We start from the raw sequence: 26,854 nt of genomic DNA on the forward strand, positions 1-26,854 counted from the left end.
CGTTTTTTATCGCTCGCAAGCGGCTGGCTTAGGCGCTCTGGCCCAGACCCGCGCCCGCATCCTTCTTGGCGATCAGCTCAATCTTGTAACCGTCCGGATCTTCCACGAAGGCGATGACGGTAGTGCCACCCTTCACCGGGCCCGGCTCGCGGGTGATCTTGGCGCCGGCGGCGCGCAGGGCATCGCAGGTGCCATAGATGTCGTCCGCTTCCAGGGCGATGTGGCCGTAGGCCGAGCCCAGCTCGTACTCGCTGACGCCCCAGTTGTAGGTCAGCTCGATGACGGCTTCATCCTTCTCGTCGCCGTAACCGACGAAGGCCAGGGTGTACTTGTACTCGCTGTTCTCGCTCTTGCGCAGCAGCTTCATGCCGAGCACCCGGGTGTAGAAGTCGATGGAGCGTTGCAGATCGCCGACGCGCAGCATGGTGTGCAGAATTCTCATTGCTTGCCTCTCCAGGTTGGTTGTTTGTACTGCTTTTATATGAATCAACAGAACAAATGGTAGGGATTATTTGTTCTATTAACAGAGGTCGCTTTGGTTAGCTCTCTGGATAGACTTTTTCTTTGTACTCGCACAAGTCTTCGATGATACAGGAGCCGCAGCGCGGTTTGCGAGCCAGACAGGTGTAGCGCCCATGCAGGATCAGCCAGTGGTGCACATCCAGCTTGAACTCGGCGGGCACCACCTTGAGGAGTTTTTCTTCCACCTGATCCACGTTCTTGCCCACCGCGAAGCCGGTGCGGTTGGAGACGCGAAAGATGTGGGTGTCGACGGCGATGGTGGGCCAGCCGAAGGCGGTGTTGAGCACCACGTTGGCGGTCTTGCGGCCGACCCCGGGCAGGGCTTCCAGCGCCTCGCGGTCCTCCGGCACTTCACCGCCGTGGCGCTCCAGCAGGATGGCGCAGGTCTTGATGACGTTCTCGGCCTTGGTGTTGAACAGGCCAATGGTCTTGATGTACTGCTTCACCCCGTCCACCCCGAGCGCCAGCATGGCGGCCGGGGTATTGGCCACCGGATAGAGCAGGGCGGTGGCCTTGTTGACGCTGACATCGGTGGCCTGGGCCGACAGCAAGACGGCGATCAAGAGCTCGAACGGCGAGTTGAAGTTGAGCTCGGTGGTGGGATGCGGGTTGTTGTCCCGCAGCCGCTCCAGAATTTGTCTGCGTTTTTGGTTATTCATCGAGTCTCGAGTCTGGTTCTTTTAAAGCTGAGTCGCGCGGGCTCCGGGGGCCGGCACGGCGCAGTGGGCCTTGTCGGCGGCCTGCTTGCGACCCATGCGATCGTTGATGGCATTCTTGGCGGCGATGAGCAGCCCAAGCCCGATGAAGCCACCGGGCGGCAGGATGGCGATCAACAGGCTGGCATCGGCGTGGAACAGCTCGATGCGCAGGGACTTGGCCCAGTCTCCCAGCAGCAGATCGGCGCCGTCGAACAGGGTACCCATGCCGATGATCTCCCGCAGGCCCCCCAGTACCAGCAGCACCAGGGTGAAGCCCAGCCCCATCATGAAGCCGTCGACGGCCGCCAGCAGAGGCGGGTTCTTGGAGGCATAAGCCTCGGCCCGACCGATGATGATGCAGTTGGTGACGATCAGCGCGATGAAGATGCCGAGGGACTGATAGAGGCCATAGGTGTAGGCGTTCATCAACAGCTGCACGCTGGTCACCAGGGCGGCGATGATCATCACGTAGATCGGGATGCGAATATCCTTGGGCGCCAGGTTGCGCACCAGGGAGATGGCGAGGTTGGAGCTCACCAGCACCACCATGGTCGCCAGCCCAAGCCCGAGGGCGTTGGTGAAGGTGGAGGAGACCGCCAGGGTCGGGCAGAGCCCCAGCACCTGCACCAGGGAGGGGTTGTTCTTCCACAGCCCCTGCAGCATCAGCTCCTTGAGCTCTTCGCGGCGACCATTGCCTTCGTTGGCGAGGCTCTGGCCGTCAATCACATCAATCTGTTCCATCTGTTGGCTCCGCTGTTCTCGAGTAGCCCGTGCCGGCCATCAATCTGTTCTGTTTCAGTGTATGAGCCGCCATGGTCAGGGCGCGGCGTCACAGGGGGGGGCATCACGCAGCAACTCCGGGTGCTGTTGTTGCAACAGCAGCAGGTTTTTCACTGCCTTGACCACGGCGCGAGGAGTGATGGTGGCGCCGGTGAAGGCGTCGAATTCGCCCCCATCCTTCTTCACCGCCCAGCTGGCGCCGTTGTCGGCATTGAGCACCCGACCCATGAAGCTGTCGATCCAGTTGGATTTTTTCAGCTCTATCTTGTCCCCAAGGCCCGGGGTTTCCTTGTGGGTCAGCACCCGTACCGCGCTGACCGCCCCTTTGGCATCGGTACCGACCACCATGCGAATGGCCCCACTGTAGCCGTCGGGGGCGATGGTTTCCAGTGCATAGCCGGTCGGCACGCCGTTCAGGGTGGCGCTATAGAGCGGCATGCCCTGATCACTGCCCAGGAACTCGCGGCTGGTGACAAGCCGGCAACTGGCCACCAGATCGTTGTCGTAGCTGCCCTCCGGCAACAGGGCTTCGAGGGTGCGCAGCTTTTCCAGCTGTTGCTGGTGGGCGATCCTGCCTTCGGTCAGTTCGTTGGTCAGCACCACTATGGCGGTGCAGCCCAGGGCGAACAGGGCCAGGGTCACGCCGTTCTTGCGCATGCTGTTTAACATGGGAGGATTCCTGAGAGTGAGGTGCGAGCGGCGATCATTTGCGACGATCCCCATAGACCTTGGGACGGGTCAGGCTGTCTATGAGCGGTACACACAAGTTGGCCAGCAACACCGCGAAGGCGAAGGCATCCGGGTAGCCACCGAAGCGGCGGATGAGGTAGACCAGCACGCCGATCAACACCCCGTACACCAGGCGGCCGCGGGGAGTGGTGCTGGCGCTCACCGGATCGGTGGCGATGAAGAAGGCTCCCAGCATAGTGGCGCCGCTGAACAGGTGCAGCATGGGGGTGGCGGTGGAGTCCGGCGTGGCCAGATAGCCCAGCAAGGCCGAGAGCAGCAGGGCCCCCAGCACCGCCACCGGAATGCGCCAGTGGATCACTTTTTGCTGCAACAGGAAGAGGCCGCCCAGCAGATAGCCGAGGTTGACCCAGCTCCAGCCTATCCCGCCCCATCCTTCGAACACCTTGTGAGTCATCACCTCGCTCGCGGTGAGCCCCTGGGTCAGCCCCGTCTTCAGGGTGTCGAGCGGCGTCGCCATGGTGAGGCCATCCACCCCCTGCTTGAGTTGCAGCATGCTGTAACCGTCGAGGCTGAAACCGGTGAAGATCACCGACAGCGCATCCCCAAAGCCGATGTCATAGGCGGCGATGCTGGACGGCGGCAGCCAGCTGGTCATCTGCACCGGGAAGGAGACCAGCAGCAGCACATAGGCCACCATGGCCGGGTTGAACAGGTTCTGCCCCAGCCCGCCGTAGAGCTGCTTGGCGATGATGATGGCAAAGGACGTGCCCAGCACCAGCATCCACCAGGGCAGCAAGGGTGGCAGGGAGAGACCGATCAGCACGGCGGTGAGGGCCGCACTGCCATCTTGCAGGGCCGGCTTGACCGGACGATTGCGCAGACGGAGCACCAGCGCCTCGCAGCCCAGCGCCGTCACCAGCGCCAGCAGGACCTGGATGAGGGTACCCCAGCCGAAGAACCAGGTCTGGGCCAACAGGCCCGGCAGGCAGGCCAGGATCACTAGCAACATCAGGGTCTGGGTCTGTTTGCGGTTATGGGCAAAGGGCGCCATCGCGATATTGAACATGGATCAGTGGCTCTTGTCTGAAAGTGGATCTGACTCGCGCTGGTCGAGTTTGGCTGCTTCGGCGGCCGCCTTCTTGGCCTTGGCACGGGCGATGGCGGCGGCGATGGCCGCCTTCTTGGGATCGGTGTCGCCGGCAGGCGAGGGTTCGCTCACCACGGGTGCCTCGACATCGGTCTCTGTGCCTGCAAGGGAGGCATCAGCCTGAGCGGCCTTCTTGGCCTTGGCACGGGCGATGGCGGCGGCGATGGCCGCCTTCTTGGGATCGGTGTCGCCGGCAGCTGAGGGCTCACTAACCGAGGGGGTCTGATCGTCGGTGATCTGTCCGCTCGCCGCTTCCACCGGCACCGCCACCTCAGCCGCCAAGGCCTTCTTGGCTTTGGCACGGGCGATGGCGGCGGCAATGGCCGCCTTCTTGGGATCGGTGTCGCCGGCAGCTGAGGGCTCACTCACCACGGACGCCTCGCCATCGGCATTGCCTTCATCGGTGGCCTGCGCCGCCTTCTTGGCCTTGGCGCGGGCCAAGGCAGCGGCGATGGCGGCCTTCTTGAGATCTACCTCGCCAGTCGCAGTCTCTGCCACGACCGTCTCTGCGGCCGGGGCATCGGCCGCCTTGGCGGCGCGGCGGGCCAGAGCCTCCTGCTTGCGCGCCTCGCGGGCGGCGGCCATGGCGGCGTTATCGGGCTGCGCAGCGGTGCCGCTGGTCGTTGCCTCCTGCTTGGCCTTGAGACGGGCCAGGGCGGCGGCCACCGGATCTTCGCCACCGACGGCGGTCATGGCCTGACGGCGCTGGGCGGCAGCCTCGGCGTGGCGAGCCTCGCGCGCGGCTTTATCGCGCTCGAAGCGGGCCTGTTTGGCCTCGAAACGCTGCTTGGCGCGCTCGGCCTTTTCGTGCTCGGCTCGGGCCTCGCGGATATCGTCCTTGGCGACCTTGTAGTACTGCACCAAGGGGATAGTGCTCGGGCAGACCCAGGCACAGGCGCCGCACTCGATGCAGTCAAAGAGGTTGAGCTTCTCGGTCTTCTCGTAGTCCTTGGCGCGGCTGTACCAGTACAGCTCCTGGGGCAACAGCTTGACCGGACAGACGTCGGAGCAGGCACTGCAACGGATGCAAGACTGCTCGGGGCCGGGAGCGGGCAGCTCGGCTCTGGTGGGGGAGAGCAGGCAGTTGGTGGCCTTGACCACGGGTACCATGGCGTGGGGCAGGGTGAAGCCCATCATGGGGCCCCCCATGATGACCCGCTGATCCGCCTCCGGTTGCAGTTCGAAGCGTTGCAGCAACCAGCGTACCGGCGTGCCGAGCCGCACCCAGGCGTTGCCCGGTTGCTTGAAGGCGTCACCGGTGAGGGTGACGATGCGCTCGATCAAGGGCTCGCCGTCGATGATGGCGCGCTTGATGGCAAACACGGTGGCGACGTTGAGCACCATGATGCCCATGTCCACCGCCCGGCCACCCTTGGGGACCTGACGACCGGTGAGCAGCTCTATGGTCTGCTTGGCGCCACCCGAGGGGTACTTGGTCGGCACCGACTTGACCAACACGTCCTCATCGGTGGCGTGACGGATCAGCGCATCTATGGCGGCCGGCTTGTTGTCTTCCACCCCGACGAGGGTGAGCTTCGGCTTGAGCAGGTGCTTGAGCACCCGGATGCCGTCCATGATCTCGTCCGCGTACTCCTGCATCAGCCGGTCATCGGTGGTGATGTAGGGTTCGCACTCCAGGCCGTTGACGATCAGGATTTCGGTGAGCTGGCCGCGGCCGTCGAGCTTGCTGTGGGTCGGGAACACGGCGCCGCCCAGGCCCGCGATGCCGGCTTGCTGGATGCGCTCGAGCAGATCGCCCCGCTCCAGATTCCAGTAATCGGGTCTGGCGTCGCGCGGCCCCCAGGCATCCTCGCCGTCCGGGGTGAGCAAGACGCAGAGATCCTCGAGGCCTGAGGGGTGCGCCACCGTATGTTGCTCGATGGCGGTGATGGTGCCCGAGGTGGAGGCATGGACCGGCACTATGCGGCCCTTGTCATAACGGGTCAGGGGTTGGCCCTTCTTGACCTTGTCTCCGACCTGCACCAGCAGATCGCCGGCAGGGCCCGCGTGCTGGCGCACCGGGATGATGAACTGGGGCGGCAGACCCGCGTCCACCACCGGGGTCAGGCTGGACTGATCTTTGTTCTCTGGGGGGTGAATGCCGCCGTGAAAATCCCAGAGAGTGCCGGCTTTGATGCGTTCTAGCAGATGCTGCATGGTTACTCCGCTGTTTATTCCACTATCTTGACCGGAATGGCGACCTTGGCCAGATCCCATTTCCAGTTGTCGACCGTGGTCGGCACCGGGATCATCTCGATACAGTCGGTCGGGCAGGGATCGACACAGAGATCGCAACCCGTGCACTCGTCTTTGATCACGGTGTGCATCGCCTTGGTGGCGCCGAGGATGGCATCGACCGGGCAGGCCTGGATGCACTTGGTGCAACCGATGCACATGTCTTCGTGAATGAAGGCCACCTTCTTGACGGGCACGGCCGCCGCGTCACCGCCACCGAGCGGTTGGGGTTCGACCCCCATCAGGTCGGCTATCTTGCGCATGGTGGCATCGCCACCGGGCACACACTTGTTGATCTGATCGCCGTTGGCGAGTGCCTCGGCGTAAGGCTTGCAACCCGGGTAGCCGCACTGGCCGCACTGGGTCTGGGGCAGCAGGGCATCGAGCTGATCGACGATGGGATCGGCTTCCACATGAAACTTGACGGCGGCAAAGCCGAGGATGATGCCGAAGGCCAGGGCCAGCAGAGCCAGCACCAGGATGGCAAAGAAGATGTGAGTCATAGCGCTATATCTTGATGAGGCCGGTAAAGCCCATGAAGGCCAGCGACATCAGGCCGGCGGTGACCATGGCGATGGAGACGCCGCGAAAGGGCGTGGGCACATCAGCGGCCACCAGACGCTCGCGCATGGCGGCGAACAGGATCAGCACCAGCGAGAAGCCGCACGCAGCTCCGAAGCCATAGATGATGCTCTGGATGAAGTTGTGATGCTCGTTGATGCTGAGCAGCGCCACGCCGAGCACGGCGCAGTTGGTGGTGATGAGCGGCAGGAAGATGCCGAGCAGGCGATAGAGGGTCGGGCTGCTCTTGCGGATCACCATCTCGGTGAACTGCACCACCACGGCGATCACCAGAATAAAGCCGAGGGTACGCAAGTAGGCGATATTCAGCGGGATCAGGATATAGTGCTCCATCAGATAGGAGCAGGCGCTGGCCAGCGTCATTACGAAGGTGGTGGCCAGCCCCATGCCGATGGCGGTTTCCAGCTTGCCTGAGACCCCCATGAAGGGGCAGAGGCCGAGAAACTTCACCAGCACGAAGTTGTTGATCAGCACGGTGCTGATCAGTAAAAGCAGGTACTCAGTCATTGACGATGGGTTATCCGGTGTGGAGGCGGCCGTATTATCTGATGTTAGGTGCCTTTAGACAACCGCAAGGCTGCATGGTTATTATTCAAATGCCCAATTCATGGAGGAGTTGTGCGCCCCTTACCCATTTTTACCCTGACCCTGGCCATGTTGCTCTGGTCCAGTTCCTTTATCGCCCTCAAGCATGTGCTGGACGTCTGGTCCTTCGGCCAGGTGCTCTTTATGCGGATGGGGGTGGCCTCTGGCTGTTGGCTCCTGTGCTACCGCCAGCTTGGCAAGTTCAGCTATCGAAAGGGGGACTGGCGCTGGCTGGCCCTGATGGGGGCGCTGGAGCCCTGCCTCTACTTCCTGCTGGAGGTGAACGCCCTGCGCTACACCAGCGCCGGCCAGGCGGGCATGGTCTGTGCCCTGTTGCCCCTGATGGTGGCCCTGGTGGCCTTCGTGCTGCTCAAAGAGCGGGTGAGCCGCCGTCAGCTGCTCGGCTTTGCCATCGCCATCTTCGGCATCGCCCTGCTGGGATTGGGTGGCGGGGCAGATGAATTCGCTCCCAACGCCCTGCTTGGCAACAGTCTGGAGATGGGGGCCATGCTCTGCGCAGCGACATATTCGGTGGTGTTCAAGAAGCTCTCCAGCCGCTACGGCGTCATGACCCTGACCGCCCTGCAGGCCTTCGTCGGCACTCTCTTCTTTGCCCCCTTCGCCTTCAGCGCCCCTGGCCAAGTGCCTGGAGCTGGCAGGATATGGCGGTGATCGTCTTCCTCGGCGCCTTCGTGACTCTGGGGGCCTACCTGCTCTACAACTGGTCGGTGACCCAGGTGAAGGTGACCCTGGCGGCCGCCTACGTGAATCTCATCCCGGTGTTTACCCTGCTGCTTGCCTACCTGTTGCTGGGGGAGACCCTGAACAGCCTGCAGTGGCTCGCCTGCGCCGCGGTGCTGGCCGGGATCGGGGTGGGCCAGCTACCGACGAGACGCCGCAGGGAGCGAGCCGCCGCCACCGAGAGTTGACTCCCCGCTTATCGGCTACCCTCTGGACAGAGGGTATCCCGGCCATGAAGGAGCCAAGTGATGAACGACATGATGTTACTGGCAAGGGCGCAGACGCTGCTGACCCACCAGCCTTTCACCCTGAGCGATGCCCGGGCGCTGGAGGCGCTGGAAGAAGAGGCCGTGGGGGAGGAGGGGCTGCGCATCGCCGAGTTATGGGAGTCGGCCCTGAGTCTGGCCGATGAGGATGCCAGACGTTATCTGATGGGGGAGGATTGAGCGCGCGGCGCCTCTTTGGTCATCCTGATTGCCAACGAAAACACGGGGACAAGCCCCGTGTTTTCGTTGCTGGTATGGCTGTTTGTCAGATGGACAGACTCTTGACGGTATCGGACACCGAGTTGGCGTCTTCGATGATCTCCTCGATGACGCCGGAGATGATGTTGGCCTGATCCTGCCCCGCCATTGCCTTGTCGGAGACGATGGAGACGGTCTGGGTGATCTGGGAGGTGATGCTGGAGTTGTGCTTGATGACGGAGACTATCTCGCTGGTGGAGGTCGAGGTTCTGGCGGCAAGCTGCCTCACCTCGTCTGCTACCACCGCAAAGCCCCGCCCTTGCTCCCCGGCCCTGGCCGCCTCGATGGCGGCATTGAGCGCCAGCAGGTTGGTCTGATCCGCGATGCCACTGATGGTGGAGATGATGGACTCGATGCTTTTGGATTGCTGGTTGAGCTGATCGATCTGCTTGCTGACCTCGTTGACCGAGGTGTTGATGTGGCGAGAGGTATCCAGCACCTTGTCGATGACCTCGCGCCCCTTGGCCGCACTGGCGACGGTTTCGCTGGCGATGGCGCAGGCCTTCTGGGCCGCCTCCCGGGTGGAGATGGACTTCTCGACCCGCTCTGTGATGTCGCTCGCCAGCTTGATGATTTTGACTACCTTGCCTTCGTGATTGAAGATGGGGTTGTAGGTCGCCTCCAGCCAGATCTTCTCGCCACGATGGCCGAGGCGCATGAAGAGCCCGGACTTGATGTCACCGGAACCCAGGTCGCGCCAGAAGTTCGGGTTTTTCTGATAAAACTCGGGATCGCAGAACTGGCGGTGGTGCTTGCCGACCACCTCCTCCAGCCGGTAGCCGAAGCAGCGCAGGAAATTCTGGTTGGCGGTGATGACGGTGCCATCCGGCTGGAAGTCGATCACCGCCAGGGACTTGTCCAGCGCCGCCAGCAGGGCCTGGGTGCGTTCCAGAGAGGATTGCTGCTGGGTCACGTCGGAGGCGACCTTGGCCACCTTGGCCACCTTGCCATCGATCATGATGGGGAAATACGTCGCCTCCAGCCAGATGGGCTTGCCCGACTTCGACTGACGGATGAAGCGACCGTTGCGAGAGGTGCCGCCGCGCAGATCCTGCCACAGATTCTCATAGTCGTGGGTCTTGACGTCTTCGGGGAAGCAGAGCGCGCTGTGGTGCTTGCCGATCACCTCCTCCCGCTGGAAGCCCACTATGTTGAGGAACAGGTCGTTGACGAAGGTGACCATGCCCGCCGGGGTGAACAGGATGAAGGGCACCCGGGACTGGATGGCCTGCTCGAAGGCACTCAATGCCACTACCTTGGCTGCCTGCTCACTCGCTTCCTTGCTGGTCGTATTTTTCCAGAACATAACGGCGCTCCTCCATGAGACCTTGAATGACATGCTCAATCTTATCTGAGTGATTTGACAATAGCGTTGGTGTTCTATGAACCTTAATCGACTCCGGGTTAACTTTTGGTATTTTTTAATTATCAATGCCGATTAATTTAGGGCGCTATCGCCCGTCACCGGGGTAAAGCAGATTTGATCGGATACGAGTGCCAGTGGCATACCCTCATGATACTGGCATGAATGAGTGCCCACAGGCACTGCTTATAAACAGCCCATCCGGGGGGCGTAGAAAGAATAGTTGTTCGTATGAGGCCTCAAGCCCGCGGACCGAGTCGGCGACGATAATGCAGCGGGGAAGATCCCATATGGGTAGAAAAAAACCGTGAAAACACCGAGAGGGAAGAGAAACGAAGGCGCTCGCTGATATCCTGGATGCTCAGGTTTGTTTCGGCCAACCAGAGGCAGGCTTTTTTCAGGCGTACATTTTTCAATAGCTGGCTGAGGTTGGTATTTTCCTGGTTGAGGCGACTATTCACCGTCCAGCGACTCATGCCGATCACGGCACAAATATGCTTCATGAAGCTGGCCTCATCGGCAATATGATTATTTTCGATGGCCTCGTCGAGCAAGGAATATATCAGGGATGAGAACCCTTTCTCATATTCCAGCGCCGCCACCGTTTTCGTAATTTGCCGGTGCTGATTTTGATGGAGCAGCGGCAGATAGCTGTCCACCGGGGCCAGCAAATCGGCCCCCTTGAAGTGGATGACATTGGCATTCTGGCCGAACTGGCAGCGACAGCCGAAGGCATCATCGAGCCGCTTGCGGCCCTCGCCGTCACTGCCACGCAGGCTCACCGCCGTGCTGGCGGTGGGGGCGTAGAGGCGCACCAGTTCCCTGAGCATCCTGAAGTTGCCGATGGCGGAGCGATTTCGCTGCAGCGGGTCGGCATCCTCGACATAGCCGATGGCGAGTTGTCCCTCCTCCTGGTGCAGGGTGAACCGATCGCAGTTGCCTATGATGATCCTGTTGCGGATATAGCCGAGCACGGCGTCGCTGGCCGTCTTCTGATTGAGGCAATAACCCACGAGCTCGGGGAACAGCTCATAGGCCTGACTGATAAGTCGATCCGGTGCATCATCTTGTGACATCTGTTCTTGCCACAAGCTGTCGTATGCCGCCGTCTCCTTGATAAAGCGCAGATGCTGTTTATCCGAGAGGCGGCCATCGTTCTTCTCTATTTCATATTGACTGAGATGACATTGCGATATTATGGCGTTGGTATTGACGCCTTGCTCTTTCAGGAAATAAAGCGTCGATCTGGCGATGATATTTGAAACGCTCTTTCCCATATATAATCCCTCATGCTGAGCCTATTTTTATTGTCCAGACAGCATCCTGCCGCGCCGCGGGATTAAGGCATTTTCCGGGCAAGATATCTGCGCGTCAGGTCAAATGCTGTGAAACTTAATGTTCATTGCTGTAACCAAAGGTAACGCTGTGATGACAGCGGCGATATTGCCTGCCGGCACCTCAATGCAAAATAGCCGCCCCCCCATGCAAAGCGGGTTCCCTTGCCTTCGCGATAAGCTGCGCAGGCTATTTCGGCTTGTCCATTCGAATAACGCAATGAAAGGGAATCACATGAAACATAACAATAAGGGCCATCACTGGAGTGGTGTGGCGGTCGCCATCGCGCTGGCGCTGGGCGTTCAGGGGTGTAACGACAACAGTTCAACGGCGCAGACCGAGGTGGTCAAGGATAATGCTTACTACCGGGCGCTGGCGGAAGGCATGGTCCAAAAGATGACCCCGGACGAGCGGCTGGGGTTGCTGGTGGGGCCGGGTTATGTGTTTACCAACGGGGCTTTCGTGACCAACCTGGATGCCCTGAACAACCTCAAGGGGGATGTGCCGGGCAGCGTGGGCTACATCAACGGCGTCTATAACGCGGAGTCCGGGCTGGACATCGCCGCCAGCAAGCTGGCGGATGGCGCCGCCGGGGTGCGGATAGCGCCGACCCGGGAGGGGGAGTCCGGCACCTTCCATGGTACCGCCTTCCCGGTGGGCACCCTGCTGGCCTCGACCTGGGATGCTGATCTGGTCAAGCAGGTGGGGGCGGCCATCGGCAACGAGGTCAAGGAGTACGGGCTGGATGTCTGGCTCGCGCCCGGCATGAACATTCAGCGCGACCCGCTCAACGGCCGCAGCTTCGAATACTTCTCGGAAGATCCTCTGGTCTCCGGGGTCATGGGGGCCGCCGAGGTGGCGGGGGCCCAGGCCCAGGGGGTGGGCACCACCATCAAGCACTTCATCGCCAACAACGCCGAGACCTCCCGCTCCATCGTCGACAACATCATCTCGCCGCGCGCCATCCGTGAGATCTACCTGCGGGGCTTCCAGTACGCCGAGGAGCACGCCAATCCCTGGGCGGTGATGACCGCCATGAACAAGGTCAACGGCACCTATACCGGCCAGTGGGTCGATCTCAATACCCGGGTGCTGCGCAATGAGTGGGGCTTCGAAGGCTTCGTGATGAGCGACTGGTGGTCGGGGGATGGCCACTATGCGGATATGATCAACTCCGGCAACGATCTGATTGAGCCGGGCGGCCCGGCGCTGCCCTATGGCTACGGTGACGCCCTGACCGGTTTGCAGGAGGCCTATGCCGCCGGCAGCCTGAGTGCCGATACCATAGCGCAAGGGGCGGTGCGGATCCTGACCCAGGTGCTGAAGATGCCCTCGAATCAGGGCTATGTCCCCACCAATGCCCCGGATCTGGCGAGCCATGCTAGCCTGTCCCGTCAGGCGGCCAGCGACGGCATGGTACTGCTGAAGAACCATCAGGCCAGCTTGCCGCTGGCCGGGGGCAGCAAGGTCGCCTCCTTCGGGATCACCCAGATCAACACCCTCAAGGGCGGCGCCGGCAGCGGTGACGTGAATGCGGCCCATACCGTCAACGTGGCGGATGGGCTGGCACAGCAGTTTGCCGTCGATGGCGGATTGGATGCCTTCTACCGCTCCTTCTTCGAGCAGAACAAGAGTGCGAGCGACTTCGGTGGCATCTCCACCGTCGTGAGTTGCCCGGAGCCGGCGCTGAGCCAGACCGAGATCGCGGCCTATGCGGCCAGCAATGACGTCGCCGTCATCACCCTGGGCCGCAACTCCATGCAAGGGGTGGATCGCCAGAACGTGAAGGGCGACTATCAGCTGTCGGATGTGGAGCAGAGCCTCATCGACAATGTCAGCAGCGCCTTCCACGGTCTGGGCAAGAAGGTGGTGGTGGTGCTCAACACAGGTGGCGTCATGGATACCAGTGCCTGGCAGGACAAGGTGGATGCCATCCTGCTCGCCTACATGCCGGGGCAGGAGGCGGGCCATGCAGTGGCGGACTTGCTGTCCGGGGCCGTCAATCCCAGCGGCAAGCTGACCCAGACCTTCCCGGCCAGCTACCAGGATGTGCCCTCGTCTGCGGGCTTCCCGGGCACGGATACCGACGGGGATGGCAAGGTAGACACCCACTACTACAACGAGGGCATCTATGTTGGCTATCGCTACTACGCGACCTTCGGCAAGGGGGTGAACTATCCCTTCGGCCACGGCCTCTCCTACACCCAGTTCGACTACAAAAACACGGCGATACAGAGCAATACGCTGGCTTCGGCAGGCAGGAAGGTGACCCTGACTACCACCGTCTACAACAGTGGCAGCGTCTCCGGCAGGGAGGTGGCTCAGGTCTATGTGGCGGCCCCGGCCGGGACCCTGGGCAAACCGGCCATCGAGCTCAAGGCCTTTGCCAAGACAAGGCTGTTGCCGGCGGGTGCCAGCGAGACCCTGAGCTTCGAGATCCCGGCCAGCTGGCTCGCCAGCTTCGACAACGCCAACAACGAGTGGATCATCGAGCCTGGCACCTACAAGCTCTATGTCGCCCCCTCTTCCGAGGTGGCGGCCATAGCGCCGCAGAGCTTCACGGTGAGCAGCAAGCTGGTGGTCAGCAAGACCACGCCGGGGGCGCTGGCGCTGCCGGCCGGGGTCACGGAGGCCTCTTTCGAAACGCAGTATTGAGAGGGAAAAATGGGGGGAGCCTTGGCTCCCCCTTGTCGATCGGGCCTGCAAGGTCTGACGCCTAAGCCGCCCGGCAGGTGAGCCTATTTCTTCTGCTGCAGGGTCGAGATCTGCTTGTTCAGGGCCTCCATCTCGCTCTGGTGACGGCGGGTCATGGCCTGTATCTCGGCGGCGGAACGCTTTTCGCCAGCACCATCGGCCTGAGATGACGTCGTTCCCGTCAGTTGCTCGTTGTACCTGGTGATCTCGTTGTTCATCTTCAGGGTCTTGGCCTCAGCTTCGGCGCGAAGGACCTCCAGTTGGCGCTGCTTTTGGCTAGTGGCGAGATCTTTTTCAATCGCCTGCGTCTGCTTGCTGGCCTCTGCCACCACCTCTGCTGGCGGGGTGTAGATCCGCAGATCCATGGGCTTGGCGTCACCGGTACAGGGGATATCGCTGAAGGTGATCTTGCCGTTGACGGTGCATTGGTAGACACCGGCCTGGAGTGACAGCGGGATGGCGGTAATCAAGGTACCAAGGCAGATGGCCAGAATGCGTGACATAGATACCTCCTTGAATCCTATTCCTGCACGGTAGTACGAGGGGCTGGGCTGCGGTCTCGCCAGCATCTTCGGGTACTGCCAACAACAGGGGGTACTTGAAACAATAGTCTCTTCATAGGGTCACTCCATTTCAAATCGCGTATTGCGCATCCATGCCGTTATCCTGGGTCGCCACCAGGCCCCTGAAGGGGGGCTCTCCTGCCGGTTTTCCCCGCGCTTCAACACATCAGAGCACCATAACGGGCCACAATGAGGTATCTTATGCCCCGATTTCATTCATTTAACGGTGTCGAGACCCCCTATGATCATCAAACCCAAGGTTCGCGGCTTTATCTGTACCACCACTCACCCGGTCGGTTGTGAAGCCAATGTTCGTCGCCAGATTGCTTACACCCAGGCCAAGGGCACCATCGAGCATGGTCCCAAGAAGGTACTGGTGATCGGCGCCTCCACCGGTTACGGCCTGGCCTCGCGCATTGCTACCGCCTTCGGCTCCGGCGCCGCCACCATAGGCGTCTTCTTCGAGAAGCCGAGCTCCGAGACCAAGACGGGCTCCGCCGGCTGGTACAACTCCGCCGCCTTCGACAAGGCGGCCAAAGAGGCCGGCCTGTACGCCAAGAGCATCAACGGCGATGCCTTCTCCAACGAGTGCCGCGCCAAGGTGATCGAACTCATCAAGGCCGATCTCGGCCAGATCGATCTGGTGGTCTACTCCCTGGCCTCGCCGGTACGCAAGATGCCGGACACCGGTGAAGTGGTGCGCTCCGCGTTGAAACCCATCGGCGAGACCTACACCACCACCGCCATCGATACCAACAAGGATCAGATTATCACCGCCACCGTCGAGCCGGCGAACGAGGAAGAGATCCAGAACACCATCACCGTCATGGGCGGTCAGGACTGGGAGCTGTGGATGGCGGCCCTGCGTGACGCGGGCGTGCTGGCGGACGGCGCCAAGTCCGTTGCCTACTCCTACATAGGTACCGATCTGACCTGGCCCATCTACTGGCATGGCACCCTGGGCCGCGCCAAGGAAGATCTGGACCGCGCCGCCAGCGCCATCCGTGGCGATCTCAAGGCCAAGGGCGGCACCGCTCACGTGGCCGTGCTGAAATCCGTGGTGACCCAGGCCTCCAGCGCCATTCCGGTGATGCCGCTCTACATCTCCATGGCCTTCAAGATCATGAAGGAGAAGGGCATCCACGAAGGCTGCATGGAGCAGGTCGACCGCATGCTGCGCACCCGCCTCTATGGCGAGGAGTTGGTGCTGGACGAACAGGCCCGCATCCGCATGGATGACTGGGAGCTGCGTGACGACGTGCAGCAGACCTGCCGCGATCTCTGGCCCTCCATCACCACCGAGAACCTGTCCACGCTTACCGACTACACCGGCTACAAGCAGGAGTTCCTGCGCCTGTTCGGCTTCGGTCTGGACGAGGTGGATTACGATGCGGACGTGAACCCGGACGTGCGCTTCGACGTGGTCGAGCTCTGATCTTGACTCAAATGAAAAAGGGCCCTGCGGGGCCCTGTTTTTTTATCAAAAATCCTGCCTTATCAAGAAATTTTATTATCCGCGATCACCTTTTTCCGATATCAAAACCGCTAGTCTTGCGCTGATCGGATCACATGACGGCCTTGCCGAGGAACGGACACTATGACCAGCCCACAGGAGGCGCCCAAGAAGCGCCAACTCCCCACCGTATATACCCTGCTGTTTATCATCATCGCCCTGATGGCCACCCTCACCTGGGTGCTGCCGGCGGGCAAGTACAACTATGTCACCGCCAAGAGCCAACAGCCGATTGCGGCGGCGGCCGTGGCCGACTACAGCGGCGACGAGCGGCTGTTGCCGGTGCCCGGCAGCTATACCGAGCTGCCCTCCCATCCACAGGGCGTGTTCGATGTGCTCAAGGCTCCCATTCAGGGCTTCCACAAGGCGGCCGACGTGGCGCTGTTCGTGCTCATCATCGGCGGCTTCCTGGCGGTCACCATGCACAGCGGCGCGCTGGATGCCGGGGTCGGGGCCATAGTGCGCGCCTTCGCCGGCCGTGAGCGGCTGTTGATCCCGGTGCTGATCGCGCTCTTTGCCCTCGGTGGCTCCACCTTCGGCATGGCGGAGGAGACGGTGGCCTTCTGGGCGCTGATAGTGCCTGTCATGATGGCGGCGGGCTTCGATCGCATGGTGGCGGCGGGGATCATACTGCTCGGCTCAGGGGTCGGGGTGCTGGCCTCCACCGTCAACCCTTTCGCTACCGGCATCGCCTCCGGTTTTGCCGGCATCCCCATCGGTGAGGGGATCGGACTGCGGGTCATCCAGTGGCTGCTGCTGGTGATCTTCGCCTCCTGGTTCGTGATGCGCTATGCCAAGCAGGTGCAGCAGGACAAGGGGAATTCTGTGCTGGCCGACATCCAGTATGACGACGAGTTCTCCCAGATGAAGCGCAGCGACTCGGCCTTCAGCGGCAAACAGAAACTCACCATGCTGGTGTTCTTCGGCACCTTCCTGCTGATGATCTATGCGGTGGTGCCCTGGGCGGATCTGGGGATCGATTTTCTGCCGACCCTGGGCTGGTGGTTCGATGAACTCTCCACCCTGTTCTTCAGCGCCTCCATCCTGATCGCCCTCATCAACCGGATGCCCGAGTCCAACTACGTGGCCACCTTCCTGGAAGGGGCGCGGGATCTCATCGGGGTGGCGCTGGTAGTGGCGGTGGCGCGCGGTATCTATGTGGTGATGGAGCAGGGCGTCATCATCGACAGTATTTTGCACTGGGCCGAAGGGCTGGTGACCGGGCTCTCCTCCTCGGTATTCATCCTGATGGCCTATCTGGTGCACATCATCTTGAGCTTCTTCATCCCCTCGACCTCGGGGCTGGCGACCGTCTCCATGCCGCTGATGGGGCCGCTCGCCGATTTCTCCGGCATCTCCCGGGATCTGGTGATCACCGCCTACCAGTCGGCCTCCGGCTGGATCAACCTGTTCGCCCCCACCGCCGCCCATCTGGTGGCCGGGCTGGCGTTGGCCAAGATCCCCTACGAACGCTTCGTGCGCTGGGTGCTGCCTTTCATCATAGGGGTGGCGCTCATCACCATGGGGGTGCTGGTGGTCGGTGCCCTGCTGCACGGCTGATGGCCTGATACGACAGACAACAAAAAGGCTCCCGCGGGAGCCTTTTTCATGATCTCGGCAGCGCTTACTGCTTGTAGTTCTTGAGGAAGCGGGCGAGGCGATCGATGGCATCTTCCAGCTCCTCTTCCCTTGGCAGGAATGCCAGGCGGAAGTGGTCCGGCGCGGGCCAGTTGAAGCCAGTGCCCTGTACCAGCAGCAGTTTCTCCTGCTGCAGCAGGTCGAACACCATCTTCTGATCGTCGCGAATGTCGTACACCTTGGGATCCAGGCGCGGGAACAGGTAGAGCGCCCCCTTGGGCTTGACGCAGGAGACGCCGGGGATGGCGTTGATCAGCTCCCAGGCCTTGTCCCGCTGGCGCCGCAGGCGGCCGCCCGGCAGGATCAGCTCGTTGATGCTCTGGTAGCCACCGAGCGCCGCCTGAATGGCGTGCTGCATCGGCACGTTGGAGCAAAGCCGCATGGAGGCCAGCATCTCCAGCCCCTCGATATAGCCTTTGGCGCGGCCCTTGGGCCCGGTGATGACCATCCAGCCCTGGCGGAAGCCACAGGCACGGTAGGCCTTGGAGAGGCCGTTGAAGGTCACCACCATGACGTCGTCGCACTGGGTGCAGACGCTGGTGTGGGCGATGTCGTCGTAGAGGATCTTGTCGTAGATCTCGTCGGCGAAGATGATGAGGTTGTGCTGACGGGCGATCTCGATCAGCTCCAGCTGGAATTCGCTGCCGTAGACGGCGCCGGTCGGGTTGTTCGGGTTGATCAGCACCAGACCGCGGGTGCGCGGGGTGATGCGGGCGCGGATATCATCCAGATCCGGATACCAGTCGGCCCCTTCGTCGCAGCGATAATGCACCGCATGACCACCTGAGAGGGTGATGGCCGCAGTCCACAGCGGGTAGTCGGGGGAGGGCACCAGCATCTCGTCGCCGTTGTTGAGCAGCGCCTGCATGGCCATGACGATGAGCTCGCTCGCGCCGTTGCCGATGTAGATGTCATCGATATCGACCTTGCGCATCCCCTTCTGCTGGTAATACTGCATCACCGCCTTGCGGGCGGAGAACAGTCCCTTGGAGTCGCAGTAGCCCTGGCTCTGGGGCATGTTGAGGATCACATCCTTGATGAGTTCCTCGGGGGCATCGAAACCGAATGGCGCCAGATTGCCGATGTTGAGCTTGAGAATGCGGTGGCCTTCGTCTTCGAGACGGCGGGCCTCTTTATGCACCGGGCCGCGAATGTCATAGCAGACATCGTCGAGCTTGTGCGACTTGTCGATAGTGAACATGGTGAGCGTGATTCCTTCCCCTGGGGGCGCGTTGGCAAAAAGCGTTTTTTAGTATCAAATTTCTCAACCCCTATTCTTCACAGAATTGAATGCTAGAACAATCTAATTTATGGAATAAATTGCTGATATTAACCCCTAAAACAGGGTTGCCAATCTGTTAAATTCAGCAGGATCGTTTGCCTGTTTCGCAAGAAACCAGTGAAAGATGAGGGTCAGCTTCATAAAGCCGCAGGAGTATATTGAAATACTCCCCCCATCTGGCACGATTGGCTGGGCTGAGAAACGCCCGCCAGCCCCCTTATCGGCCCGGTCAGCTTTGCGTCCGGTGGTCTTTCATCCTGTTTCGAGGCTTTGTCATGCATGCACCCACACCCGGCCGCTATCGCCACTTCAAGGGAGGGCACTATCGGGTGCTCACCCTGGCCCTGCACACCGAGACCCAGGAGCGGCTGGTCATCTACCAGTCCGAGCAGGACGACATCGTCTATGCCAGGCCCGTCACCATGTTCATGGAGTGGATCGAGCATCAGGGCGCCGTGGTGAGTCGTTTCACGCCGGTGGCAGACTGAGTCTGGCTGCGGTTCTCACCATGAAAAAAGGCGCCATCAGGCGCCTTTTTACGATACGAATGGGGATCACAGACCCAGATTAGCCCTGGCATAGGCTTCGAAGTCGGTGCAGCCGCCGATGTGCTGCTCGTCCAGGAAGATCTGCGGCACCGTGGTGACCGGCTTGCCCGCCTTGACGGCCAGATCGTCCTTGGTCAGCCCTTCGGCGTTGATGTCCACGTAGCGGAACTCGAAGTCATCGCGCTCCTCGGTCAACTGCTCGGCGATCTGCTTGGCACGGACACAGTAAGGGCAACCCGGGCGACCAAAAATTTCTACAAACATCGTTTCTCTCCGTTAAATGAAGCCGTTATATGAAGCCGTTATATGAAGCCGCTGCAATGAGGCTGGCGACAGCATAGTCCCGCCTCAGGGTTCGTTAAAGTGGAAAATGGCGGGCACCATGGCCCGTGTTTACTGCTCGGCGATCTGGATCGGCTGCTGCCGATAGAGGCTCTCCATCACGCCTTTCTCGAACACTGTCCTGGGTATGGAGGCCGCCTTGCTGGCAAGACCCCTGCTCATCATTGTTCGACGATCTGGATCGGCTGCTGCTGGTAGATGCTCTCCAGCACCCCCTTCTCAAATCCGGTCCAGGGCCAGGGTGCCTTGCTGGCACGGTAGCGTTCGTGGGTGGCCGGATCCTGGGAGAGGCCACGTTGGAACATCACGAAGGCCTTGCGCTGGCCGCCGGCGGTGTCGATGAAGCCGGCGAGGTTGGAGGTGCCGGTGATGGTCCCTGTCTTGGCGTGCACCTTGTTCTTCATCATGGGGGCGGTGACGCTGCGGCGCCAGGCCAGGGTGCCGTCCACCTGGGAACTGGGCAGCAGCTTGATGAAATCGAGCTGGGCATCGTTCTTCTGGATGAAGGCCAGCACCGACAGCATCTGGCGGGCGCTGATGAGGTTGTGGGCGGAGAGGCCGGAGCCGTCGGCCAGGGTCGCGTTGCCGAGATCGATGCCGTTCTTGGTCAGGATGGCGCGCACCGCCATGGTGCCGCTGCGGTAGCTGCCCGGCTTGTTGTAGTAGTGACGGCCGACGGTCTTCAAGAAGGTATCGGCGTAGAGGTTGTCCGATTTCTTCAACATCTTGGAAAGCATCACCGGCAGGGAGACGGAGTAGTGGGTGGCCAGGGTCTCGGCGCCCACCGGTGCGCGGTGAGTGACCCGCAGCAGGCCGTCGTGGCTGATGCCGGCACGGTTCATGGCCCAGCGAATGTTGTCCCAGCCCCAGGCTTCCACGTCGTGGATGGCGAAGCGCAGCCCTTGTGGCTCCTTGTTCGGGGTGATGCAGCCCTTGAGCTCATAGAAGTTGCCCTTGGCCATGTCCACTTCGAGGGCGCAGAACTGGCGCGCCATGTCGGCGTAGCTCATCACCTCCACGTTGTCGGCGCCGATGCCGATGGGCACGCCGGTGGCCACGTTGCCCACCGCCGGTTTACCTATCTGGGTGGCGGTGACGGTGCCGTAGGCGCAGTTCTTGTCGATGATGACGGAGGAGACCGGGGCCGCGAAGCAGAGGGTCTGATCTCCCCAGGACCAGCCGTTGCCACGCTCGTAGCCGTTGTAGGCGCCGGTGTTGACATAGACGTTGCCCTTGATGCGGGTCACGCCGAGCTGTTTGAACAGGGCGACCAGATCCATGCGCGACAAGGTGGGGTCGCCCACGAAGTTGATCCAGAGGTCGCCGTTGATGACATCCCCCTGCTTGGCCCCCAGCTGGGCCTGGATGTCGGTAGCGAAGCGAAAGTCGGCGCCGAGCTCGAGACGGGCGGCGAGCGCGGTCAGCACCTTCATGGTGGAGGCGGGCGCTATCATGTCATCGGCGTGACGGGCAAATTCCACCCCGCCGCTGCCCTGCACTATGACGGCGTACTGGCCTCCCTTTGGGGGGATCAGCGGGGCGGCATGGACCAGGGTGGAAAACAGGGTGGAAAACAGAGCACAAACACCAATCAACAGCCGCTGCATAAGATCCTCAAACTTGACGAAGAGACTGGCATCGTCTGCCAGCCTTTATACTCAACATGGATATATTCACCTGCCAGAGCGCCGTCAGCCAAGGGTTTCGGCTGTACGGTAACGACCCTGATAGTCAAAAATTTTTTCCTTCACCTGCCAGAAGCGCCCCGCCTTGCGGGCGATGACGAAGTCCGGGTGGCGGAACTTGGGGCCTTCGGCCAGCACGCTCTCCAGGGTGGTGAATTCGGGCTCGAGGCCCGGGGCGGGCCAATGATGACGCACAAAGCGCTGTTGAAACAAGCGCCGCGCACCGCTCGAGTGAAAGCCGAAGTACTCCACCAGGGTCAAGCCATCCTCATCGTGGTAGGTCACCTCCAGCCGCTCCCCCTGTTTGCCACGGCCACTGGCGAGGGTCAGGCCGGCGCAGCGGATCACCATGCAGTCCTTGAGATTAAGCGCTGCTTTGAGCTTGTCGTCCGGATCCACCAGCAGCTGATCGCAGCTCTGGCAGCGGCGGGCGGCGATGTCGTTCTCCGCCCCGCAGGCGGGACAGATCTTGGCGCGAAAGCGGTAGTCGCACTCCTCGCGATGGCCCTCGTCATCTTCAAATAGCCCCTGACAGCGGCGGCCATAGTGTTCGACAACCTTGCCATCCTCGTCGGTCTTGCCCCAGAAGGTGTTGGCAAAGCCACAGGCGGGGCAGGGCACCTGCACCGGCTCGGTACCGGCGTGGGGCCTGGGCTCCCCCACTTCGGGGGCGAACAGGTTGAAGTTGTTGCCGGCATAGTCGAGCACCAGGCAATCCTCCTTGCCCGGCGACAGTCGCAGGCCCCGGCCGACGATCTGCTGATAGAGCGACACCGACTCGGTGGGGCGCAGCATGACGATGAGATCGACGTGGGGGGCGTCGAAGCCGGTGGTGAGCACCGCCACGTTGACCAGAAACTTGAGCTCCCGCCCCTTGAAGGCCTGGATCAGGGCATCGCGCTCCGGCCCCGGGGTCTCGCCCGTGATAAGGGCGGCCTTTTCCCTTTTGCTCCCGAGCAGCCCGTGAATTTCCCGGGCGTGCTCGACGGTGGCGGCGAAGATCATCACCCCCTGCCGCTCCCGGGCGTACTCCAGCACCTGGCTGATGATATGGGGGGTGACCCGCTGCTGGCGCTTGAGTTCGCCGTTGAGATCCGCTTCGCTGAACAGACCGTTCTCACGGGGGATCAGCCTGCTGAAGTCGTAGTGAACGATGGGGGCATCGACCAGGCGCGGCGGCGTCAAATAGCCATTTTTCACCATGAAGCGCAGGGGCAGCTCGAACACGCAGTCGCCAAACAGCCGCTCCCCGTGGCTCTTGACCATGCCGTGATAGTGGCGCCGATAAATCCAGCCAAGCCCCAGCCGATAAGGTGTGGCAGTGAGGCCGAGGATCTTGAGCGCCGGATTGGCCGCCTTGAGATGGGCGATCACCTGATGGTACTGGCTGTCATCCTCGAGGGAGACCCGATGACACTCGTCGATGATAAGCAGCGAAAAGGCGCCATCAAAGGCGTCCAGATTGCGCGCCACCGACTGCACCGAGCCGAACACCACCTGGGCGCTGGCCTCCTTGCGATCCAGCCCGGCGGCGAAGATGTCAGCCTTGAGCCCCCAGGCCTCGTACTTGGCGTGGTTCTGCTCCACCAGCTCCTTGACGTGGGCCAGCACCAGCACACGGCCGCGCGCCTTGCGGGCGAGTTCGGCGATCACCAGGCTCTTGCCGGCGCCGGTGGGCAAGACCACCACGGCGGGATCCGGGTGTTTGCGAAAGTGCTGGATGACGGCGTTGACCGCGTCGGTCTGGTAGGGTCTGAGAACGAACATGGAGACACTGGCTGATGCAAGATGGCGCCATTATAGGGATCTTGCCGCCAAAATGCAGCGTGCGGCAGTGGGACGCTGAGAGAGGAGCAGGTCTTGGCGTCAAAAAAACGGGCCGGAATGATTCCGGCCCATTGATTCACTGCATCGCTGCTTAGTGGAAGGGGAACAGGTAGTTGAGCCAGCTACCCATGCGCAGCAAAATTTTACGCATGATGGCCACATGGTGGAAATGTTCGGTGTAGATGGCGGCCTGGCCGCTGGAGCCTGCGATCACCTGATATTTGGCCCACTCGGGGTCGGTGATCTCAATGACGATGGGCAGGCGACCCGGTATCTGGGCCGAGCTCTGGTCGATCAGGTTGGCGTTGGCCTGAATGTTACCCGGCGCCATGGCGGGGATCACGGACAGTACCTTGCCCTTGAAGATCTTGCCTGGGATGCCGTCGAGCACCACCTCGGCTTCATCACCCACCGCCAGTCGCTGCATGCTGTTCTGCCAGAACCAGCCGACGTAGGAGTTGGCATCATCATGAATGAATGTCATCACCGGACGGAACAGGAAGGGACCGGCGATCATGCCGGGGCGAAGAGCCAACTGCACCACGTGGCCGTCGGTGGGAGCATAGACGACGGTCTGCTCCAGATCGTACTTGGCGATATCGATCTGGGCGCTCAGATCATTCAGCGAGGCCTTCTGTTGGTCCATCTGGGCGACGATGTCATCCACATTGGCCTGGGTCACGTCCAGATCCCGCTGTTTGCCGATGCCGCGACGCACCAGCTCCAGGGCGCGATCCCGGTCCAGGCTGGCGGAGCGCAGCCGGGCATCCAAGGCTCTGAGGAAGTCACGACTGGAGGCAAGTCGTGCGGTCAGGCTGGCGACCTTCTGCTCGAAGGGCTCTGCTTCGATACGGAACAGCACATCACCCTTCTTGACCTTCTGGTTGGGTTGGATAGGCACTTCGCTAACGCGGCCCTTGACCAGTGGGACTATGGGGGTGGAGACATAGTAATTGCGCGCCAGCTCCGAATAGGGGTGGTTGTAGTTCATCAGCACGATGAGCGCCCCTATGATGAAGATGCCACCAAGCACGGCCGTCGGCACCGTCCACTTGTTGAGCGGGATCTTGAAGATCTTGAAAATGCCTACACAGATGGCCGTGTAGGTGAGGATAAGTAGCAAGTCCATGAAAGATTACCTATTTTTCGGTCTGTTCGAGCGTGGCCATACGGGCTTGCAGTGCGGCAAGTTCTTGCTTGAGTGTCGAGATCTCATCTTCGTCCTTCTGTAGGCGTTGATTGAAACCCCAACCCCGATCGGGGCGATAAATCGTGGCCCAGATCCAGAGGAAAGGCCAGAGCACGTGCAAGGTGAACAGACTCACCCAGCCTGCTACGTGAATGGCGTCCTGATGGGGGTGATTGCGATGCTTGGCAATTTCATACGGAATATCGTGAATGACGATGACGCCGTAGAACATGACCAAGACGACAAACACCAATATCCCGAGGGCAACGTAGGTAAGTATGTAATCAGGTATCATTAATATCTCCAATCGAGACTGCAAGGCTACACAGAGACTTGCACCCATAGTTTCTGGTGCATGATGACAGCATATTACGTCAGCGCAAGACTGCAATCAGAGTGTTGACATTCCGGTACAGCCTCGGTTCATTGGCTGGTCATAAATCGCGCACGATGAATTTATTTCTGTAAAATCAAAGAGGAAAAGGGATTCGGGTGTCACAGCTCAAGGAGATGAGTTAGCGATGAAAAGACCGTGCTGGATGAGTCTGTTATGGGGAGGGCTGCTGCTGGTCAGCCTGTCGTCGGCAAGGATCGGCTGGGCGGCAGAGCCCAGGATGGCGCCCACCGAGCAGGAGAGGTCACAGACCCTGATCCTGCTCCATGAGCCCATCGTCATGTTGCAGACCAAGTATGGCAGCCTGGATGGGGCGGCCCGGGTGCGGCTGGTCCATGAACGGCTCCAGGCCATGGCGCCCGGCGACTTGAACTCGCCCGTCACCCTGGCCAAGGGGACTCGGGTCGGCCAGGATAGCCGGGAGTTCATGGTGAACGGCAAGCGCATTCTGGTGCTGCTGGCCGGCGATCTGGACGAATTCGATGAGTTGACGCTGGATCAGGCGGCCGAGCGGGTCCGGCTGCGCCTGGATGAGGTCCGCATCAAGTATCTTGAGCTGCATTCCGCCCCCTATCTGCTCAAGGCCGTCGGCAAGACCCTGCTGGCCAGTGTCGTCTTCTTTGGTCTGGTCTGGCTGCTGCAAAAGGGGCTGCGGCTGGTCAAGAAGTGGCTCGCCAACCGCCTGCTGTTGCAGAGGGGATTGATCCCCCATCAGTGGCGCCAGGTGGCGGGCAATGTCGAGGCTCGCCTGCTCGGCCTGCTGACCCTGTTGCTGATCTTCGCGCTCACCTATGGCTGGCTCACCTATGTACTGGGGCTCTTCCCACAAACGCGGGCCTGGAGCGAGCGGCTGGGGGACTCCCTGTTCACCCTGTGCGGCGACATGCTGGAGGGAATGATCTCGGCCATGCCGGGGCTGGTGACGGTGCTGCTGATCATCGTCATCACCCGTTTCTTCATCCGGATGCTGGCCATAGTGTTCGATCGCATCGAGCGCGGTCAGTTCCGGGTGCAGGGCCTGCACGCCGAGACCATAGGCGCCACCCGGCGGCTGCTCTCGGTGGTGATCTGGCTGTTCGCCCTGACGGTGGCCTATCCCTACCTGCCCGGCGCCAACTCCGACGCCTTCAAGGGGATCAGCGTCTTCTTCGGGCTGATGGTGACCCTGGGCTCGGCCGGGATCATGAACCATGCCATGAGCGGCCTGGTGCTCATCTACTCCCGCGCCCTGCGACCCGGCGATCTGGTGCAGATCGGCGAGGTGGAGGGGATGGTGACCGAGCTCAACGCCCTCTCGACCAAGCTGGTGACGCGTCAGGATCACGAGGTAACCCTGCCCAATGCCGTGGTGGTCGGCGGCAGGGTAACCAATCTCACGCGGCTGGCGGGGGACAAGGGGGTCGCCCTGCTGACCAAGGTGACCATCGGCTACGACACCCCCTGGCGCCAGGTGCACGCCATGCTGGAGCTGGCGGCGCGGCGCTGCCAGCAGCTCAACCAGGCCGAGCCACCGCTGGTGCGTCAGCTCAACCTGCAGGACTGGTATGTGGAGTACGAGCTGCAGGTGCGCATGAAGGACGGCTTGTTGCCCGCGGTGGTCAAGACGGAGCTGCATGGCCACATCCAGGACGTGTTCAACGAGTTCGGGGTGCAGATCATGTCCCCCAACTTCATCGCCCAGCCGGAGCAGGCGGTGCTGGTGGCCAGAGAGCACTGGTATCAGGCCCCGGCCGAGGCGCCCGCGGAGGAGCGTCCGGCGGCCAGACAGGGGTGAATGGAGCGAGAAAACGAGAAGGCCCGGCAGCGATGCCGGGCCTTCTTATTGGCGCTGTCCCAATTACGTGTTGAAAGGCTAACCTTGAAATAGGTCATCCCCCTGAAGGCCACCATCATGGATACTCAAGCCTTTCAACACCTGCTGTCTCTCTTCCCACTGCTCACCTTGCGCCAGCGTCGTCTTGCGCAACATGAACTCAC

Annotated in this window: 23 protein-coding genes and 1 pseudogene; 7 read left to right on the plus strand and 17 right to left on the minus strand. The window is 61.4% G+C overall.

Annotated features, from left to right (window positions below):
* Positions 1 to 28: 28 nt before the first annotated feature.
* The 8 genes from gloA to rsxA all read right to left on the minus strand — a co-directional run bounded on the left by gloA (position 29) and on the right by rsxA (position 7,161).
* Entirely contained in the window at positions 29 to 442 is a 414-nt protein-coding gene (gene gloA, locus LG30_RS0115305; RefSeq protein ID WP_033131567.1) for a lactoylglutathione lyase, read from the minus strand.
* Between the two features lie 97 nt (positions 443 to 539).
* Positions 540 to 1,181 (minus strand): endonuclease III, encoded by a 642-nt coding sequence (gene nth / locus LG30_RS0115310; protein WP_033131568.1) that lies wholly within the window; start codon positions 1,179 to 1,181, stop codon positions 540 to 542.
* A 21-nt stretch (positions 1,182 to 1,202) separates the two neighbouring features.
* Positions 1,203 to 1,961 carry an electron transport complex subunit E gene (locus LG30_RS0115315; RefSeq protein ID WP_033131569.1) on the minus strand — a complete coding sequence of 253 codons (759 nt, stop codon included), beginning with the start codon at positions 1,959 to 1,961 and terminating at the stop codon, positions 1,203 to 1,205.
* A gap of 75 nt (positions 1,962 to 2,036) precedes the next feature.
* Complete coding sequence (rsxG, locus tag LG30_RS0115320; protein ID WP_033131570.1) at positions 2,037 to 2,669, minus strand: electron transport complex subunit RsxG; 633 nt, start codon at positions 2,667 to 2,669, stop codon at positions 2,037 to 2,039.
* 34 nt (positions 2,670 to 2,703) lie between these two features.
* Positions 2,704 to 3,756, minus strand: coding sequence for an electron transport complex subunit RsxD (rsxD, locus tag LG30_RS0115325; RefSeq protein ID WP_033131571.1), 1,053 nt, complete (start codon positions 3,754 to 3,756; stop codon positions 2,704 to 2,706).
* Between the two features lie 3 nt (positions 3,757 to 3,759).
* Positions 3,760 to 5,994 (minus strand): electron transport complex subunit RsxC, encoded by a 2,235-nt coding sequence (gene rsxC, locus LG30_RS0115330; protein ID WP_052101132.1) that lies wholly within the window; start codon positions 5,992 to 5,994, stop codon positions 3,760 to 3,762.
* A 14-nt stretch (positions 5,995 to 6,008) separates the two neighbouring features.
* A complete protein-coding gene (rsxB, locus tag LG30_RS0115335) occupies positions 6,009 to 6,575 on the minus strand; it encodes an electron transport complex subunit RsxB (protein WP_033131572.1) in 567 nt (188 codons plus the stop codon).
* Between the two features lie 4 nt (positions 6,576 to 6,579).
* Complete coding sequence (gene rsxA, locus LG30_RS0115340) at positions 6,580 to 7,161, minus strand: electron transport complex subunit RsxA (RefSeq protein WP_033131573.1); 582 nt, start codon at positions 7,159 to 7,161, stop codon at positions 6,580 to 6,582.
* 111 nt (positions 7,162 to 7,272) lie between these two features.
* On the opposite strand from rsxA, the pseudogene LG30_RS21020 reads away from it, so the two are divergent.
* Positions 7,273 to 8,168 (plus strand): annotated as a pseudogene (locus tag LG30_RS21020) (DMT family transporter).
* A 60-nt stretch (positions 8,169 to 8,228) separates the two neighbouring features.
* Positions 8,229 to 8,426 (plus strand): hypothetical protein, encoded by a 198-nt coding sequence (locus LG30_RS0115350; protein WP_033131574.1) that lies wholly within the window; start codon positions 8,229 to 8,231, stop codon positions 8,424 to 8,426.
* 85 nt (positions 8,427 to 8,511) lie between these two features.
* Here the strand turns inward: LG30_RS0115350 and LG30_RS22895 are convergent, their stop codons facing one another.
* Positions 8,512 to 9,810, minus strand: coding sequence for a methyl-accepting chemotaxis protein (locus LG30_RS22895; RefSeq protein WP_033131575.1), 1,299 nt, complete (start codon positions 9,808 to 9,810; stop codon positions 8,512 to 8,514).
* 296 nt (positions 9,811 to 10,106) lie between these two features.
* Complete coding sequence (locus tag LG30_RS0115360) at positions 10,107 to 11,144, minus strand: AraC family transcriptional regulator (RefSeq protein ID WP_081966216.1); 1,038 nt, start codon at positions 11,142 to 11,144, stop codon at positions 10,107 to 10,109.
* Positions 11,145 to 11,436: 292 nt separating this feature from the next.
* Here LG30_RS0115360 and LG30_RS0115365 point away from each other — a divergent pair, with 292 nt between their 5' ends.
* Positions 11,437 to 13,857 carry a beta-glucosidase family protein gene (locus LG30_RS0115365; RefSeq protein WP_033131577.1) on the plus strand — a complete coding sequence of 807 codons (2,421 nt, stop codon included), beginning with the start codon at positions 11,437 to 11,439 and terminating at the stop codon, positions 13,855 to 13,857.
* 83 nt (positions 13,858 to 13,940) lie between these two features.
* Here the strand turns inward: LG30_RS0115365 and LG30_RS0115370 are convergent, their stop codons facing one another.
* On the minus strand, positions 13,941 to 14,399 hold the full coding sequence (locus tag LG30_RS0115370; protein ID WP_033131578.1) for a DUF4124 domain-containing protein: 459 nt from the start codon (positions 14,397 to 14,399) through the stop codon (positions 13,941 to 13,943).
* Positions 14,400 to 14,700: 301 nt separating this feature from the next.
* Here LG30_RS0115370 and fabV point away from each other — a divergent pair, with 301 nt between their 5' ends.
* Both fabV and LG30_RS0115380 read left to right on the plus strand, forming a co-directional pair.
* A complete protein-coding gene (gene fabV / locus LG30_RS0115375; protein ID WP_033131579.1) occupies positions 14,701 to 15,894 on the plus strand; it encodes an enoyl-ACP reductase FabV in 1,194 nt (397 codons plus the stop codon).
* Between the two features lie 162 nt (positions 15,895 to 16,056).
* A complete protein-coding gene (locus LG30_RS0115380) occupies positions 16,057 to 17,532 on the plus strand; it encodes a YfcC family protein (RefSeq protein WP_033131580.1) in 1,476 nt (491 codons plus the stop codon).
* A gap of 64 nt (positions 17,533 to 17,596) precedes the next feature.
* Here LG30_RS0115380 and LG30_RS0115385 read toward each other — a convergent pair whose 3' ends face one another.
* On the minus strand, positions 17,597 to 18,811 hold the full coding sequence (locus LG30_RS0115385) for a pyridoxal phosphate-dependent aminotransferase (protein WP_033131581.1): 1,215 nt from the start codon (positions 18,809 to 18,811) through the stop codon (positions 17,597 to 17,599).
* Positions 18,812 to 19,167: 356 nt separating this feature from the next.
* On the opposite strand from LG30_RS0115385, the gene LG30_RS0115390 reads away from it, so the two are divergent.
* On the plus strand, positions 19,168 to 19,380 hold the full coding sequence (locus tag LG30_RS0115390; protein ID WP_033131582.1) for a DUF1653 domain-containing protein: 213 nt from the start codon (positions 19,168 to 19,170) through the stop codon (positions 19,378 to 19,380).
* Between the two features lie 66 nt (positions 19,381 to 19,446).
* Here the strand turns inward: LG30_RS0115390 and LG30_RS0115395 are convergent, their stop codons facing one another.
* From LG30_RS0115395 to LG30_RS0115415, 5 genes are all read right to left on the minus strand, one after another.
* Positions 19,447 to 19,704, minus strand: coding sequence for a GrxA family glutaredoxin (locus tag LG30_RS0115395; RefSeq protein WP_033131583.1), 258 nt, complete (start codon positions 19,702 to 19,704; stop codon positions 19,447 to 19,449).
* A 239-nt stretch (positions 19,705 to 19,943) separates the two neighbouring features.
* Positions 19,944 to 21,389, minus strand: coding sequence for a D-alanyl-D-alanine carboxypeptidase/D-alanyl-D-alanine endopeptidase (gene dacB / locus LG30_RS0115400; protein ID WP_033131584.1), 1,446 nt, complete (start codon positions 21,387 to 21,389; stop codon positions 19,944 to 19,946).
* Positions 21,390 to 21,473: 84 nt separating this feature from the next.
* Positions 21,474 to 23,234, minus strand: coding sequence for a DNA repair helicase RadD (radD, locus tag LG30_RS0115405; protein ID WP_033131585.1), 1,761 nt, complete (start codon positions 23,232 to 23,234; stop codon positions 21,474 to 21,476).
* A gap of 151 nt (positions 23,235 to 23,385) precedes the next feature.
* Positions 23,386 to 24,423, minus strand: coding sequence for an HlyD family secretion protein (locus tag LG30_RS0115410; protein ID WP_033131586.1), 1,038 nt, complete (start codon positions 24,421 to 24,423; stop codon positions 23,386 to 23,388).
* A 10-nt stretch (positions 24,424 to 24,433) separates the two neighbouring features.
* The gene (locus LG30_RS0115415; protein WP_081966218.1) at positions 24,434 to 24,778 is read right to left on the minus strand and encodes a DUF3302 domain-containing protein; all 345 of its coding nucleotides are present in this window, start codon (positions 24,776 to 24,778) and stop codon (positions 24,434 to 24,436) included.
* A 244-nt stretch (positions 24,779 to 25,022) separates the two neighbouring features.
* Here LG30_RS0115415 and LG30_RS0115420 point away from each other — a divergent pair, with 244 nt between their 5' ends.
* Positions 25,023 to 26,651 (plus strand): mechanosensitive ion channel family protein, encoded by a 1,629-nt coding sequence (locus tag LG30_RS0115420; protein WP_033131587.1) that lies wholly within the window; start codon positions 25,023 to 25,025, stop codon positions 26,649 to 26,651.
* The last annotated feature ends 203 nt before the right edge of the window (positions 26,652 to 26,854 follow it).

Origin of the sequence: Aeromonas aquatica (assembly GCF_000764655.1) — a bacterium.
Taxonomy (GTDB): domain Bacteria; phylum Pseudomonadota; class Gammaproteobacteria; order Enterobacterales; family Aeromonadaceae; genus Aeromonas; species Aeromonas aquatica.

What these genes read in the sequence shown, in the direction of transcription:
- gloA (WP_033131567.1), bottom strand. Translation starts at nt 442, where the DNA reads ATGAGAATTCTGCACACCATGCTGCGCGTCGGCGATCTGCAACGCTCC.
- nth (WP_033131568.1), bottom strand. Translation starts at nt 1,181, where the DNA reads ATGAATAACCAAAAACGCAGACAAATTCTGGAGCGGCTGCGGGACAAC.
- LG30_RS0115315 (WP_033131569.1), bottom strand. Translation starts at nt 1,961, where the DNA reads ATGGAACAGATTGATGTGATTGACGGCCAGAGCCTCGCCAACGAAGGC.
- rsxG (WP_033131570.1), bottom strand. Translation starts at nt 2,669, where the DNA reads ATGTTAAACAGCATGCGCAAGAACGGCGTGACCCTGGCCCTGTTCGCC.
- rsxD (WP_033131571.1), bottom strand. Translation starts at nt 3,756, where the DNA reads ATGTTCAATATCGCGATGGCGCCCTTTGCCCATAACCGCAAACAGACC.
- rsxC (WP_052101132.1), bottom strand. Translation starts at nt 5,994, where the DNA reads ATGCAGCATCTGCTAGAACGCATCAAAGCCGGCACTCTCTGGGATTTT.
- rsxB (WP_033131572.1), bottom strand. Translation starts at nt 6,575, where the DNA reads ATGACTCACATCTTCTTTGCCATCCTGGTGCTGGCTCTGCTGGCCCTG.
- rsxA (WP_033131573.1), bottom strand. Translation starts at nt 7,161, where the DNA reads ATGACTGAGTACCTGCTTTTACTGATCAGCACCGTGCTGATCAACAAC.
- LG30_RS0115350 (WP_033131574.1), top strand. Translation starts at nt 8,229, where the DNA reads ATGAACGACATGATGTTACTGGCAAGGGCGCAGACGCTGCTGACCCAC.
- LG30_RS22895 (WP_033131575.1), bottom strand. Translation starts at nt 9,810, where the DNA reads ATGTTCTGGAAAAATACGACCAGCAAGGAAGCGAGTGAGCAGGCAGCC.
- LG30_RS0115360 (WP_081966216.1), bottom strand. Translation starts at nt 11,144, where the DNA reads ATGGGAAAGAGCGTTTCAAATATCATCGCCAGATCGACGCTTTATTTC.
- LG30_RS0115365 (WP_033131577.1), top strand. Translation starts at nt 11,437, where the DNA reads ATGAAACATAACAATAAGGGCCATCACTGGAGTGGTGTGGCGGTCGCC.
- LG30_RS0115370 (WP_033131578.1), bottom strand. Translation starts at nt 14,399, where the DNA reads ATGTCACGCATTCTGGCCATCTGCCTTGGTACCTTGATTACCGCCATC.
- fabV (WP_033131579.1), top strand. Translation starts at nt 14,701, where the DNA reads ATGATCATCAAACCCAAGGTTCGCGGCTTTATCTGTACCACCACTCAC.
- LG30_RS0115380 (WP_033131580.1), top strand. Translation starts at nt 16,057, where the DNA reads ATGACCAGCCCACAGGAGGCGCCCAAGAAGCGCCAACTCCCCACCGTA.
- LG30_RS0115385 (WP_033131581.1), bottom strand. Translation starts at nt 18,811, where the DNA reads ATGTTCACTATCGACAAGTCGCACAAGCTCGACGATGTCTGCTATGAC.
- LG30_RS0115390 (WP_033131582.1), top strand. Translation starts at nt 19,168, where the DNA reads ATGCATGCACCCACACCCGGCCGCTATCGCCACTTCAAGGGAGGGCAC.
- LG30_RS0115395 (WP_033131583.1), bottom strand. Translation starts at nt 19,704, where the DNA reads ATGTTTGTAGAAATTTTTGGTCGCCCGGGTTGCCCTTACTGTGTCCGT.
- dacB (WP_033131584.1), bottom strand. Translation starts at nt 21,389, where the DNA reads ATGCAGCGGCTGTTGATTGGTGTTTGTGCTCTGTTTTCCACCCTGTTT.
- radD (WP_033131585.1), bottom strand. Translation starts at nt 23,234, where the DNA reads ATGTTCGTTCTCAGACCCTACCAGACCGACGCGGTCAACGCCGTCATC.
- LG30_RS0115410 (WP_033131586.1), bottom strand. Translation starts at nt 24,423, where the DNA reads ATGGACTTGCTACTTATCCTCACCTACACGGCCATCTGTGTAGGCATT.
- LG30_RS0115415 (WP_081966218.1), bottom strand. Translation starts at nt 24,778, where the DNA reads ATGATACCTGATTACATACTTACCTACGTTGCCCTCGGGATATTGGTG.
- LG30_RS0115420 (WP_033131587.1), top strand. Translation starts at nt 25,023, where the DNA reads ATGAGTCTGTTATGGGGAGGGCTGCTGCTGGTCAGCCTGTCGTCGGCA.